General features: G+C 68.2%; 12 protein-coding genes. 6 read left to right on the forward strand and 6 right to left on the reverse strand.

What is annotated here, in order from left to right; translation table 11 throughout:
• Window positions 1-7: 7 nt before the first annotated feature.
• Together ABD255_RS37725 and ABD255_RS37730 are read left to right on the forward strand one after the other, a co-directional pair.
• Complete coding sequence (locus ABD255_RS37725) at window positions 8-1153, forward strand: LppM family (lipo)protein (RefSeq protein ID WP_344221603.1); 1146 nt, start codon at window positions 8-10, stop codon at window positions 1151-1153.
• Between the two features lie 29 nt (window positions 1154-1182).
• Entirely contained in the window at window positions 1183-1377 is a 195-nt protein-coding gene (locus ABD255_RS37730) for a DUF3046 domain-containing protein (protein ID WP_344221604.1), read from the forward strand.
• Between the two features lie 68 nt (window positions 1378-1445).
• Here ABD255_RS37730 and ABD255_RS37735 read toward each other — a convergent pair whose 3' ends face one another.
• The 3 genes from ABD255_RS37735 to ABD255_RS37745 form a co-directional block, all read right to left on the reverse strand.
• On the reverse strand, window positions 1446-3527 hold the full coding sequence (locus ABD255_RS37735; protein WP_344221605.1) for an MMPL family transporter: 2082 nt from the start codon (window positions 3525-3527) through the stop codon (window positions 1446-1448).
• 180 nt (window positions 3528-3707) lie between these two features.
• Window positions 3708-4283 (reverse strand): GrpB family protein, encoded by a 576-nt coding sequence (locus ABD255_RS37740; RefSeq protein WP_344221606.1) that lies wholly within the window; start codon window positions 4281-4283, stop codon window positions 3708-3710.
• A 29-nt stretch (window positions 4284-4312) separates the two neighbouring features.
• Complete coding sequence (locus tag ABD255_RS37745; protein ID WP_344221607.1) at window positions 4313-5104, reverse strand: hypothetical protein; 792 nt, start codon at window positions 5102-5104, stop codon at window positions 4313-4315.
• 248 nt (window positions 5105-5352) lie between these two features.
• Here ABD255_RS37745 and recA point away from each other — a divergent pair, with 248 nt between their 5' ends.
• The 4 genes from recA to rny all read left to right on the forward strand — a co-directional run bounded on the left by recA (window position 5353) and on the right by rny (window position 10745).
• On the forward strand, window positions 5353-6423 hold the full coding sequence (gene recA / locus ABD255_RS37750) for a recombinase RecA (RefSeq protein WP_344221608.1): 1071 nt from the start codon (window positions 5353-5355) through the stop codon (window positions 6421-6423).
• Between the two features lie 100 nt (window positions 6424-6523).
• A complete protein-coding gene (locus tag ABD255_RS37755; RefSeq protein WP_344221609.1) occupies window positions 6524-7018 on the forward strand; it encodes a regulatory protein RecX in 495 nt (164 codons plus the stop codon).
• 638 nt (window positions 7019-7656) lie between these two features.
• On the forward strand, window positions 7657-8538 hold the full coding sequence (locus ABD255_RS37760) for an antitoxin (RefSeq protein ID WP_344221610.1): 882 nt from the start codon (window positions 7657-7659) through the stop codon (window positions 8536-8538).
• Window positions 8539-9041: 503 nt separating this feature from the next.
• On the forward strand, window positions 9042-10745 hold the full coding sequence (gene rny / locus ABD255_RS37765) for a ribonuclease Y (RefSeq protein WP_344221611.1): 1704 nt from the start codon (window positions 9042-9044) through the stop codon (window positions 10743-10745).
• A gap of 171 nt (window positions 10746-10916) precedes the next feature.
• On the opposite strand, the gene ABD255_RS37770 is transcribed toward rny, so the two are convergent.
• The 3 genes from ABD255_RS37770 to ABD255_RS37780 form a co-directional block, all read right to left on the reverse strand.
• Window positions 10917-11300, reverse strand: a complete 384-nt coding sequence (locus ABD255_RS37770; protein WP_344221612.1) for a nuclear transport factor 2 family protein — start codon at window positions 11298-11300, stop codon at window positions 10917-10919.
• A 52-nt stretch (window positions 11301-11352) separates the two neighbouring features.
• Window positions 11353-11661, reverse strand: coding sequence for a DUF6458 family protein (locus tag ABD255_RS37775; RefSeq protein ID WP_344221613.1), 309 nt, complete (start codon window positions 11659-11661; stop codon window positions 11353-11355).
• A gap of 206 nt (window positions 11662-11867) precedes the next feature.
• Window positions 11868-13031: an acyl-CoA dehydrogenase family protein gene (locus ABD255_RS37780; protein WP_344221614.1), complete on the reverse strand. Its 1164-nt coding sequence runs from the start codon at window positions 13029-13031 to the stop codon at window positions 11868-11870.
• Window positions 13032-13089 lie beyond the last annotated feature (58 nt).

Genomic DNA, 13089 nt, shown 5'->3' on the forward strand with positions numbered 1-13089 from the left:
CTGCGCCATGTTGAATCGCGTGCGCACCGCGCTCGTCATCGTCACCTGTCTGGTCGGTCTGACCGGCTGTGTGAAGCTCGACGGCGACCTCAAGGTGAATTCCGACGAAACCGTCTCCGGCAGCATGCAGCTCGGGATCGACAAGCAGTTGCTGACCAGCAGCGGCCAGTCGGTCGACCGGGTCCGTCAGCAGCTCGAGAACGGCATCAAGTCGTCCACGACCGACGGGGTCAGCTGCAAGGCCTTCGACGACGACAAGTACGTCGGGTCCGACTGCGCGTTCGACAAGGTCCCGTTCACCGACATGGGCAGCGCGACCGGCGAGGGCGTGAGCTTCCGCAAGGATGGGGACCGGTTCATCGTCTCGGTCAAGGAGATGAACCTCGGCAACGTGCCCGCGGGCAGTCAGCCGGTGGTCAACTTCAAGATCACCATGCCGGGCAAGATCATCGAGCACGACGCCGGCGCCAAGGTCGACGGCCGCACGGCGACGTACGACAGCCTGGACAAGCTCGCCAACGTGTCACTGACCTCCAACGCCAGCGCGGGATTTCCGCTCTGGGCGTTGATCCTCATCATCGCGGTGCTGCTCCTCGCCGCCGGCGCGGTGGCGTTCTACGTACTGCGTGGTCGCAAGGCGCGCGGCCAGGAGCAGTACGGCCAGTACGGGCAGTACCCGGGCCAGCCGCAGCCGGGCCAGTGGGGACCGCAGTACGGCGGGCAGCAGGGTGGGCCCGGTCCGTATGGCCCGCAGGGCGGACCTGGTCAGTACGGGCCGCAGGGCCAGCCTGGTCCGTACCCGCCTCAGGGGCAGCCGGGTCAGTACGGGCAGCCGGGGCAGCCGCCGCAGCAGTACGGGCAGCCTGGTCCGGGCCAGTACCCTGGGCAACCGCAGGGCCCGCAGCAAGGCCAGCCTGGTCAGTGGGGTCCGCAGCAGCCGCAGCAAGGTCCGCCGCAGCAGGGTCAGGGTGGTTGGGGCCAGCCGCCTCGGCAGGACGGCCCGCAGCAGGGCCAGCCGCCGCACGGTCAGCCTCCGCAGGGGCCGCCGCAGCAGAGGCAGGGTGGGCAGGATCAAGGCGGACAGAACCAAGGTGGGCAGGGGCAGGGTGGCTGGGGTCAGCCGCCGCAACAGGGTGGACCGCAAGGCGGCTGATACCGGCCGCCGCACAACGATTGGCAGTCATGAGACTGACGGAGTTCTGGGACCGGATGGATCACCATCTCGGTCCCGCCTACTCACGCACCTGGGCCGAGACCCAGGCGCTGAGTGAGCTCGGCGGCCGCACGGTCGTCGAGGCACTGGCCGAAGGCGAGCACGCCAAGACCATCTGGCGTGCCGTCTGGGCCCACCTGCAACTACCTCCCAGCGAGCGCTGACCGGCGAGCAGCTGCGCCGGACTCGTTGGACCGGCTCAGGCTCCACCACCTCGTAGTTGCCACTGGGTTCAGCTTCCGGCGAGGGAGCGTTCGGGCTCCTGCTCGGGAAGCTCGTCGTCGGGAAGCGGGTCGCGTTTCTGCGCCAGCTTGCTCGGCCACCACAGGTGCCGGCCGATGTCGAGGTTGAGCGCGGTGACCAGCACCGAGCGGACCACGATCGTGTCCAGCAGGACGCCCAGCGCGACCGCGATGCCGATCTCCGCGAAGGCGACCACCGGCATCGTGGCCAGTACCGCGAAGGTGCCCGCCAGCACCAGCCCGGCCGAGGTGATCACCCCGCCGGTGGCGGCGACGCCGATCAGCGCGCCGCGGCGGGTCCCGTGCACCTTGGACTCCTCGTGCACCCGGGTCATCAGGAAGATGTTGTAGTCGATGCCCAGGGCAACCAGGAAGACGAAGACGAACAGCGGCAGCGAACTGTCCGCGCCCTCGAACCCCAGTAGGTGGTGGAACACCAGCGAACTGATCCCGAGCGCCGCGCCGAACGACAACACGACCGTCGCCACCAGCAGCACCGGGGCGAGCAGCGACCGGAGCAGCAGCGCGAGGATCAGTAGGACCACTGCCAGTACGACCGGGATGATCACCTTGTTGTCGTTGCTTGAGGCCCGCTGGGTGTCCAGCAGGATCGCGGCGCCACCTCCTGCCAACGCATTGGCTCCGGGAACCGCGTGCACGGCCTCACGCGCCCGGTCCACGGTGTCCTTGGCGCCCTGGCTGTCGACGGCGTCGGTCATCGTGCCCTCGAGGTATGCCAGCCCGCCCGCGATTCGCGGCTCCGAGACCGAGTCGATTCCCTGCACCGACGACAACGCAGTACGGACTGCTGGTGCCTGGTCTGCGTTGCTCACGACGACCAGGGGGTTGCCTGCTCCGGCTGGGAAGTGTGCGGCGACGACCCTGGCGCCGACAACCGAGTCCGGGGTTCCAGTGAAGGACTCCTCGTTCGATAGGCCGGTTGCGTCGAGCGTGAGCATCCCGAGGGACGCAGCGGCCAGGAGGACGGCGGTAGTGACCCAGGTCAGCCGAGGCCGTACTGCGATCCGTCGGCCGATGCGGGCCCACACACTCGTCTCGGTGTGGTCGGCAGAGCCGTAGGTCGGCCGTAGCGGCCAGAAGACCCAGCGACCGCAGATGACGAGTAGAGCGGGCAGGAGCGTCAGCATGGCCAGTAGTGCGACCACAATGCCGACAGCGGCGACTGGTCCGAGTCCGCGGGTCGAGTTCATCGACGCGAGCAGCAGGCAGAGCATGCCGGCGACAACGGTCGAGCCGGAGGCGATGATGGCGGGCCCGGACCGATGGAGCGCGTACGCCATCGCTTCGTGCCGGTCCTCGTGCCTGCGTAGTTCTTCGCGATATCTGGCCACCAGTAGCAGGGCATAGTCCGTCCCTGCGCCGAACACCAGCACTGTGAGGATCCCTGCGCTTTGGGCGTTCACTGTGAGGTCTGCTTGGGTCGCCAGCAGGTACACGACAGCTTGTGCCGCAAACAGTGCGACACCTGCGGATATCAGCGGGAGTAGCCACAGCACCGGGCTTCGGTAGGTGAGCAGCAGGATGATGATCACCACCGCGGCCGCGGAGTACAGGAGCTTGCCGTCGATGCCCGCGAACGCCTCCTGCGAGTCCGCTGCGAATCCACCAGGACCTGTCAGGTGGAAGGACAGGCCCTCGGGCCGCTCTGCGGCAATCCTGCGGATCTCGTCGGCTCTCTCACCGATCACCTCCCAGCCGCCGTCGCCCGCATTGATCGGCACCAGCACCTGAAGCGCCTTGCCGTCCTCCGACGGAATCGGCCCGACCACCTCGCGGTCTATGCCTTCGAGCTGCCCGTACGCCGTGACCTGGTTCGCGACGGCCTGCTGGTCCGCCGGGGTGATCCCGTCTGCTCGCTCGAACACCAGGACGGCAGGGATCTCGTCGGGCGAGGAGAACTGCGCTGTCGCCTTCAGTACTTCGGTCGACTCGGCATTGCCCGGCAACCACGAGACCGCATCGTTGTCCTGGGCACCGGTCAGGTTGCCGGCCGGACCGACGGACACGGCGACTGCGACGATCCACAGCGCCAGCACGATCCACTTGGACACCCTGCCGCACGGCAACGCCGCGAGCCGCCCTGCTCCAGCCATTCGGAATCACGCCCCCTTGGGGGACCGCCCGCCCGCCGTACGCCAGGCCGTGACAACGCACCCCCTCGACCAGACTCCTGGCTGTTCGGATGCACGTCAACGAGCCCTCCGTAGTACTGCGATCACCGTGTGCAGGGGTTAGCTGCTTGCCTGGACCGTCCAGCCCGTGCGCGCGGCCCATTCCTCGGCCGGCAGGTAGATCAGGTCGCAGACGGGATCTTTCAGGTCGGCGTACTCGTCGGTCGACTCGAACGGGAGAGTCGCCGCCCGCCGCTTGAACTCGCCGTACGCCGCTGCCGTGTCCGGGTGGGCTCGCAGATAGTCCAGGAAGAGCAGGGCGTACCGCTGGTTGGCTCGGCCGGCTACTCGCAGGTGGAGGTTCACCCGGCGCCGGTACATGGGCTCGATCACCAGCCGCTTGACCCACTGGAACTCGTCCTGGGGCAAGCCGGGGACCGGGTGGTCACGCCGTGGGGGCCGGGCCTCCCAGTCGGCTGCCACCAGCAGTTGGACGGCATCTTCCAGGTCGGACTCGGCCACCACCGTGGCTTGGATGTCGAGGACGTCCTTGGCCGCGAGCCCCGGCACCGCGGTGGAGCCGATGTGGTCGACCCGCACAACTGTGTCCCCGAGGATGTCGTGGACCACCCGGGCGGTCTTGTCGAACTGCGCGGCCCAGGAGGCGTCCGGTCTGACGATGGTGATCGCGCTCATGAGGAGATCATCGCAGCGACCGGGTGGCGTCAGACAGGTTTCACCCGGAAGGCGCTGGTACTGAGTAGGTCGGCTGCGGCGTACGCGGCCTTGCGGATGCCCTTGCGTTCGTCGAAGAAGCCGCCGACCAGTCCGACCGCGGGCAGTTTGCCGAGCATCCTGGCGCCGATGCTGCCGCGCGGGCGCTCCTCGAAGACCTCGCCGAGCCCTCCGAACAGCTTGCTGATCCGCCAGACCAGGCGGACGCCCTTGCGCAGCCCTGCCTCCTCGGAGTCCTCACCCAGACCCAACTGCTCCGCGACGTCCTTGCCCGCGGTGGTGGGGTCGTCGTAGCGCAGTACGTCGTCAGGGGTGATCGGCCGGGAAGTGAGCACCCGGGCGATCACCGCGGTCCGGTCGGCATGCGCCTCCACGCCGTACTCGCGGCAGACCGCCCCGATCACCATGGCCTGTACTGCTGCGCCCAGGGTGTCCTTGATCGGCAGGGTGTCGGCAGCCGCGCCACTGAGCCGGGGGAGTCCCGCGATCACCGCGGCGAACCCGCCCAGGCGCTCCACCCACCAGTCGCAGCGCTGGGCCAGCGGCAGCGTCGGCCACTCGGCATGGCCCGGCACCTTCATCTGGAGCAGCCGGTCGATCGCCAGGATCAGGCCCTTCTCGGCCAGGTTGGGTTGCTCCTGGGCGGAGTACTCGGCCAGGATGCTGCGGATGCCGAACGGGTCCTGGGTGCGCAGCGAGTCGAGCACCGAGTCGATGCCAAACTCCACCCGGCTGAGGGCGAGGACGACGACGGAATCGGGGACGTCTGGACGGTCGGTCACGCCCGACAGAGTAGGGACCGCACGGGCCATCGAGGTTGTTCGGGTGGCTTCGGCGTGTCAGTTTCGGTTCGAACACGTGTTCGGGTTAGTTTGTCTCGTACGGTTCGCCGGAACGGCCCGGTTGTCCACAGATTCTGTGCGGCACCGAAAACTGTCCGACGAAACCAATACCGTCTCTGGCGACAACGAAATTCCTCCGGGCAGCTGTGACAGCGGCCCCGATAGTAGATGGGTTAGGTGGCAGTCACATGGCTGGTGCAGCGGCGAGTGCGGAGCGCAAGGCCGGGGATCGCGAGAAGGCTCTGGCGACCGCGTTGACGCAGATCGAGCGGCAGTGTGGCAAGGGCGCGGTGATGCGCCTGGGCGAGCAGGGCCGGGCGCCGATCGAGGTCATCCCGACCGGTTCGATCGCGCTCGACATCGCACTCGGGATCGGCGGCCTGCCGCGCGGTCGCGTGGTGGAGATCTACGGCCCGGAGTCCTCCGGTAAGACGACGGTCGCGCTGCACGCGGTCGCGAACGCCCAGGCGGCCGGCGGCATCGCGGCGTTCATCGACGCGGAGCACGCGCTGGACCCGGACTACGCCCGCAAGCTCGGTGTCGACACCGACGCGCTGCTGGTCTCGCAGCCGGACTCCGGTGAGCAGGCGCTGGAGATCGCCGACATGCTGATCCGCTCCGGCGCGATCGACATCGTCGTGATCGACTCGGTGGCCGCGCTGGTGCCCCGGGCCGAGATCGAGGGCGAGATGGGTGACAGCCACGTCGGTCTGCAGGCCCGGCTGATGAGCCAGGCGCTGCGGAAGATGACCGGTGCGGTCAGCGGGACCAACACCACCGCGATCTTCATCAACCAGTTGCGCGAGAAGATCGGCGTGATGTTCGGCTCCCCGGAGACGACGACCGGTGGTAAGGCGCTGAAGTTCTACGCCTCGGTGCGGCTGGACGTGCGCCGGATCGAGTCGCTGAAGGACGGCACCGACTTCGTCGGCAACCGGACCCGGGTCAAGGTCGTGAAGAACAAGGTGGCCCCGCCGTTCAAGCAGGCCGAGTTCGACATCATCTACGGCCAGGGCATCAGCCGTGAGGGCAGCCTGCTGGACCTCGGTGTCGAGCAGGGCTTCGTCCGCAAGGCCGGCGCCTGGTTCACCTACGAGAGCGACCAGCTCGGTCAGGGCCGGGAGAACGCGCGGAACTTCCTGCGCGACAACCCGGATCTGGCCAACGAGCTGGAGAAGAAGATCAAGGAGAAGATGGGCATCGGCGCGGCGGTCGACCTGCCGGCCGAGGCAGCGGCCGAGGTCGATGTCGACTTCTGAGAGCACCCGTCCGGGCCCGCGCCGGCGTCGCCGGTTCGGGTCCGGACAACCCTCCACTCCGGCGGACCCGGCGATCGACCAGCCGTCCGATCCTGAGTCGGTGGCGCGGACGATCCTGCTCGACAAGCTGACGGCCCAGCCGCGGACCCGGTCCGAGCTGGCCGACATGCTCGCCGAGCGGGACATCCCGGACGACGTGGCGAGCGCAGTACTGGATCGCTTCACCGAGGTCGGGCTGATCGACGACGCGGCTTTCGCCAATGCGTGGGTCGAGTCGCGGCACCGCGGCCGCGGTCTCGGCAAGCGTGCGCTGGCCCAGGAGCTCCGCCGCAAGGGAGTGGACGACGAGCTCGCCCGCGACGCGCTGGACGAGCTCGACCCGGACCAGGAAGAGGCCACGGCCCGCGCCCTGGTCCGCCGCAAGATGCGGTCGATGCGTTCCCTCGACCGCCAGGTAGCGATGCGCCGCCTCCTCGGCATGCTCGCCCGCAAGGGCTACCCCGGCGGCCTCGCAATGACCATCGTCAAACAAGAACTAGCAGCCTCCGACGAGGAACTCCCTCTCCTCAACGACTCGGGCCTGGAAGCGGAATAGCTTCCCGTCCCACCCGGCCGATGAGCGGCGTAGTCCTCTGAACCAGGCTGCGGGCAAACGGGATAGCCGCCTGTCCGCCCGGGGGACAAGTGGAACAACGCACGCGCCAGGCTGCAGGCAAGCGGAATAGCACCGGCATCAGATAGCACTGGCATCAGGTGGTAGCGGGCTGTTTCCGTCCACTCGGTTGGCAGGCCTCGGCTGCGCATGGTGCGGATCTGGTGGCCGACTCGCGCAGGCTCGGCCAGCGCGCCTTCGCGCGGATCTGTGAGTTGAGCGAGTCGACACCTGGCCGCCAGGTTCGCACTGCACAACCGGTCCTCGGCCGCTACCGCAGCCATCCTCGGCAGGTCGGCGAGACTCGCGGTACGGCGAATCAACCGGCTTGGTTGGTCAGGGCGCCGTTCGTACTTTCGCTCAGCTTGGCGCTTCGGCCGGCTGTCGTCTTTGGGGTTTTCGGGCGTCTGTCGGGCGGGAGAAGGTTGGTGGGTGGGGAAGGAGAGCGGGGGATGAGCGGCGAGGGACGTTGACGGGTGGGGGTTTGCGGTGTCTGATCCGAAGTACGGATTGGGTTTGTGACTGGTCCGTAGGCTGGGATTTTCGTCCGAATCCGCCCCTGACACCTCTCGGAGGGTGCAATGAACGATTTCCAGGAACAGGCGAAGAACTGGCTCCGGAATGTCGTCAAGCAAAACCCGGACAAGATCAAGGCGGGAGTGGAGAAGGCCGGCGATCTGATCGACAAGCAGACCGGCGGGAAGTACGCCGAGAAGGTCGACGCCGTGCAGGAGAAGGTCGGCGGCTACGTCGACTCTCAGAACTCCGGCGAGTCCTCGACAGGCCCCGGGAACCCCTCGACCGAGCAGCCCAGCGACACCCCAGTCGACCAGGACCCACCCACCGGCCCGGACGACGGCGCCCCCGACGCGGCAACACAGTCCGGGAGCTCGAGTGACGCTGGCGCAGACCAGACGGTGCCCGGCGGCACGACCTCGAACGACGCCGGTGGTGAGGCGACGGGCACTGCTCCGACCGATGGCGGGGGTGACTCGGCTTCTGATGAGGACGGTGCGGGGGCGCCCGGTGGTGGGCCTGCCGGCGATGAGGCGCGTGCGGACGAGTCCGCCGCAGGAGAAGCAGGTGTGGACGAGGCTGGTGACTCGGCTGCGGGCGATGGGCCGCGTGCTGACGAGTCTGCCGCGGGAGAAGCAGGTGTGGACGAGGTCGGTGACTCGGCTGCGGGCGATGAGGCGGGTGCTGACGGGTCCGCCGCGGGAGAAGCAGGTGCGGATGAGTCCGCCGCCGGAGAAGCAGGTGCGGGCGAGTCCGGGGACCAGGGTGCCGACGAGTCTGGGGACTCGGGAGCTGCTGAGTCTGGTGCTGGAGGTGGGGTTGTTGGTGGGCCTACGCCTGATGTTTCCGAGAACCCGAGCAGTTCGGCTGGTTCAGGTACGGAAGGTGCTGCAACGGGCGGTACCGCGACAGGCACCACCGACGGCGGGCTTCCCGGACCGAGGTAGGCGTCGGCTGTAGTTCTTACGCTCACACGACCACCGCGACCCCGACGAGGGTGTCGACGGTGGTCGTTGGCGTGTTCTGGGTGGGACGGCGGACAGTGATCGGGTGTTGTCGGCGGGGTGATCAAGCGCCGCTGGTCGCGGGGAAGGTTTCGGTTTGGTTGGGGAACTGGTCGGCGGGTGTTCGTCTTGACCCTGTGGATAGGCGCGCCTAGCCTCGGAATCAGCAAGGGAACACTCCACCTCACGGTGGCGGATATAGCACCGGTTCGCGGGTCGGAAGGCCCGTGGACGGCGAGAAGCCCGGGCCACGCAGGTGGCACGGAGGACGCGAGACCAACGCTCGACCGAGCTGCCGCATAGGACGACCCGGCCACCCGCCGGGTGTTCGCCGCACCGCCGACCGGGGGTGCGGCTTCGTCGTACCGTCCTGCCGATCGCCTGGTGCTCCCTTCGACGCAGCCAATGTCACGCCTGCGGGCGCGACTCGAAGAGGGGAGACGCCGATGTCACTCGCGGCCACGCCGACGGCGGCATCAGTCGGGCTCGTCCTGATCGGGTTGCTGATCGTCGGCCTGCTTGCCTGGATCGGGCTCACGCTGTCGCGCCGCAAGGTCGTCGACGCGTCCGCTGCCGCTGCCGCCGCTGAGGCGAACGCGAAGCTGGAGGCCGCGACGATCACCGCCGGCGCCAAGTCGGCGGCCGAGCTGGTCAAGCGTCAGGCCGAGGAAGACGCCGTCGTACTGCGGGTCCGCGCCGAGGCGACCGAGCAGCGCGCGGAGGAGATCCGGCGCGACGCCGAGAACCGCGCCTCCGAAGTACGGCGGGAGGCCGAGCAGCGGGCCTCCGACGTACGGCGGGAAGCCGAGTCCGAGGCCCAGTCGATCCGCGAGGACCTGCGCGAGCAGCGCTTGGAGATGGAGCGGCGCGAGCACCGGCTGACCGAGCGGGAGGAACGCCTCGACGAGCAGCATCGGAGCATCGAGGAACGCCAGACCGAGTTGACCGCGCAGCTCGCCGAACTGGACCGTCGCAAGGCCGAGATCCGCGATCTCGAGGAGGAGCGGCGCAGGATCCTCGAAAGCGTCGCCAACCTCACCACCGAGCAGGCGAAGGCCGAGCTGGTCGCCGCGATCGAGGCTGAGGCGAAGCGGCACGCGCACACGATCGTGCGCGACATCGAGCGGCAGGCGCAGGACGAGGGCGAGATCAAGGCGCGCAAGATCATCACCGGCGCGGTGCAGCGGCTGGCGTCCGAGCAGACCAGCGAGTCGGTGGTGTCGGTGGTGCACCTGCCCAGCGACGACATGAAGGGCCGGATCATCGGCCGCGAGGGCCGCAACATCCGGTCCTTCGAGCAGACCACCGGGGTCAACCTGATCATCGACGACACCCCTGAGGCCGTCCTGCTGTCCTGCTTCGACCCGGTACGCCGGGAGACCGCGCGGCTGACGCTGGACTCGCTGGTCCTGGACGGGCGGATCCACCCCAGCCGGATCGAGGAGATCTACGAACGCAGCAAGGGCGAGGTGGCCGAGCTGTGCGAGCGGGCCGCCGAGGACGCGATGGCCGAGGTCGGGATCACCGAGTTGCACCCGGAGCTGGTTCGGACGATGGGGCTGCTGCGGTACCGGACGTCGTACGGGCAGAACGTGCTCAAGCACCTGGTCGAGTCGGCGCACATCGCGGGGATGATGGCGGCCGAGCTCGGGCTGGACGTGAAGCGCTGCAAGCGCGGCGCGTTCCTGCATGACATCGGTAAGGCGCTGACCCACGAGTCCGAGGGGAGCCACGCGATCGTCGGGGCCGATCTGGCCCGCAAGTACGGCGAGGACGACGATGTCGTGCACTGCATCGAGGCGCACCACAACGAGGTCGAGGTGCGGACCGTCGAAGCGGTGCTGACGCAGGCGGCCGATGCGGTGAGCGGTGGCCGGCCGGGGGCACGGCGGGAGTCGCTCGAGGCGTATGTGCAGCGGCTGGAACGGCTGGAGGAGATCGCGATGCACCACGACGGGGTGGAGAAGGTGTTCGCGATGCAGGCTGGTCGGGAGATTCGGGTGATGGTGCTGCCGGATGCTGTCGACGACATCGCGGCGCAGGTGATGGCGCGGGATATCGCCAAGCAGGTGGAGGAAGAGCTCACGTATCCGGGGCAGATTCGGGTGACTGTTGTTCGTGAGTCCCGGGCTACTGAGGTTGCCAAGTAAGTACTGCGTGGGGCGGTCTTTCGGCTGATCCTGGGTGCCTGGCCGGGGACGCGAGCAAGCTCGCGGGAATGACGTGAGGTGGCGAGCCGCCCGGAGTCAGACGAGGGGGGGGCGCCTGAAACCCAGGTGTAGGTCGAGCTGGCTGGCGATGAGCTGGCGGGGCGATCGGGATCAGGTGGTGGGTTCTGCGTACTTCGTGCGCCAGGCGGGAGCCTCGAAGGGGGAGCCGTAGAGGCGGGTTTCTCGGGCTATGCGGCCTTCGCGGAATTCGACGATGTTGGCTACGTGGAAGATGTCGCCGCCGTAGTCCGAGCGGCCGAGGACGACGAAGTGGTCGCCGGCGCCGACGATGCGCTGGATGTCGATCGACGGCGGGTTCGGGTACTCCTGCTGCATCGCCCGCATCGTGTCGCGGCCGGTGATGCGTTCACCGGACTGGGGCATCTCCAGCACGTAGTCCTCGGTCCGCATCTCGTGCTCGGCCTCGGCAGACAACGCCAGTTGCCCCTCCACCGGCCACAGCCGTTCCAGCAACTCCCGGTTCCGGTCTGTCATCGCCACCACCCCTTCGCCTCACTGTCGAAGGCTCCAGCATGCGCCGGGGCCTTCAACCATCCTTAAAGTGGTGATGCTCGTCCTTCGGCTGGTAGGTGGTCGGGGTGACGTCGATGTGCTCGTCGATCTGGTACTCGTGGGGTTCGAGCGTGTACTGCTCCTCCACCTTCGGATCGATGAACTCGGCGTCGTCCGGGCCCGACTGGGTCGCGATCCGGTAGGACACCCACATCCCCGCGGCGCCGGCGAGCATGATGACGATGCCGACCACCGTGAGGTTGACCCGGCTGGAGGTGTCGCGGATGCCGAAGGCGATGATCCCGCCCGCGGCGAGGAGGAAGATTCCGACGCCTAGCCTCATGGCCTGCTCCTTTCGGGTCGCACCGGCGACCTGCCGCTCGATTGACCTGGGCGGAGGTTCCTGGCACGGCAACCGGCCATCGGCGGATCGCGCCGGCAGGGCAGTGGCCCATCTCCGTGATGACTTTGCGTTGACTCTGTTAACTCCCTGTACCCAGTCCACTCATTGCCATGCACAACCGATCGTCGACCGGGATGCCGTACAGCTCAGCGGAACGCGGCCTGGCCGGTGAGGGCCTGGCCGATCACCAGTTGGTGGACCTCGGAAGTGCCTTCGTAGGTCAGGACGGACTCGAGGTTGTTGGCGTGCCGCATCACCGGGTACTCGCCGCTGATGCCGTTCGCGGCCAGGATCGTGCGGCACTCCCTGGCGATCGCGATCGCCTCGCGGACGTTGTTCAGCTTGCCGACGCTGACCTGCTCCGGGCGGAGGGTGCCCTTCTCCTTCAGGCGGCCCAGGTGCACGGCGAGCAGGATGCCCTTGTTCAGTTCGACGGCCATGTCCGCGAACTTCGCCTGCGTCAGCTGGTACGCGGACAGCGGCTTGTCGAAGACCTGGCGCTCGGCCGCGTAGTCGATCGCCGTCTCCAGGCAATCCCGGGCCGCGCCCATCGCGCCGAAGATGATCCCGAACCGCGCCTCGTTGAGGCAGCCCAGCGGCCCCGACAGACCGCGTGCCTCCGGCAACATCGCCGATGCCGGCAGCCGGACGTCGTCCAGGATCAACTCGGACGTCACCGATGCCCGCAGCGACATCTTGCGGGTGATCTCCGGGGCCGAGAATCCCGCGGTGTCCGTCGGTACTGCGAAGCCGCGGACGCCGTCGTCCGTACGGGCCCAGACGACGGCGATGTCGGCCACGGAGCCGTTGGTGATCCACATCTTCGAGCCGTTCAGTACCCAGTCGTCGCCGTCGCGGCGGGCGTTCGTCCGCATGCCGCCCGGGTTGGAGCCGAAATCGGGCTCGGTCAGCCCGAAGCACCCGATCGCCTCACCGGCGGCCATCCGGGGGAGCCACTCGTTCTTCTGGTCCTCGCTGCCGTACTTCCAGATCGCGTACATGGCGAGTGATCCCTGCACGCTGACCAGCGAGCGCATCCCGGAGTCGGCTGCCTCGATCTCCAGGCAGGCCAGTCCGTACGCCACCGGGCCGAGGCCGGCGCAGCCGTACCCGGTCAGGTGCATGCCGAGCAGGCCGAGGGCGCCGAGTTCCTTGGCGAGGTCGCGGGCCGGGATGGTCGCGGACTCGAACCACTCGGGGAGTTGCGGGCGCAGGCGCTCGTCGGCGAAGCGGCGGGCGGTCGCTCTGATAGCGACTTCCTCTTCGGTGAGGAGGGAGTCCACGTCGACGAGATCCAGCGATACGGTCATGGTTTCTCCTATGTCAAGCGGCTGGTGCGAGGTTGGTTGTCGTGCCGCTGGTTGGGTT

The sequence above is a fragment of the Kribbella sancticallisti genome (genome assembly GCF_039530625.1).
GTDB lineage: Bacteria > Actinomycetota > Actinomycetes > Propionibacteriales > Kribbellaceae > Kribbella > Kribbella sancticallisti.

Coding starts and splice junctions, on each gene's coding strand:
- ABD255_RS37780 (WP_344221614.1), bottom strand. CDS start 13,031: ATGACCGTATCGCTGGATCTCGTCGACGTGGACTCCCTCCTCACCGAA.
- rny (WP_344221611.1), top strand. CDS start 9,042: ATGTCACTCGCGGCCACGCCGACGGCGGCATCAGTCGGGCTCGTCCTG.
- recA (WP_344221608.1), top strand. CDS start 5,353: ATGGCTGGTGCAGCGGCGAGTGCGGAGCGCAAGGCCGGGGATCGCGAG.
- ABD255_RS37770 (WP_344221612.1), bottom strand. CDS start 11,300: ATGACAGACCGGAACCGGGAGTTGCTGGAACGGCTGTGGCCGGTGGAG.
- ABD255_RS37775 (WP_344221613.1), bottom strand. CDS start 11,661: ATGAGGCTAGGCGTCGGAATCTTCCTCCTCGCCGCGGGCGGGATCATC.
- ABD255_RS37760 (WP_344221610.1), top strand. CDS start 7,657: ATGAACGATTTCCAGGAACAGGCGAAGAACTGGCTCCGGAATGTCGTC.
- ABD255_RS37740 (WP_344221606.1), bottom strand. CDS start 4,283: ATGAGCGCGATCACCATCGTCAGACCGGACGCCTCCTGGGCCGCGCAG.
- ABD255_RS37730 (WP_344221604.1), top strand. CDS start 1,183: ATGAGACTGACGGAGTTCTGGGACCGGATGGATCACCATCTCGGTCCC.
- ABD255_RS37725 (WP_344221603.1), top strand. CDS start 8: ATGTTGAATCGCGTGCGCACCGCGCTCGTCATCGTCACCTGTCTGGTC.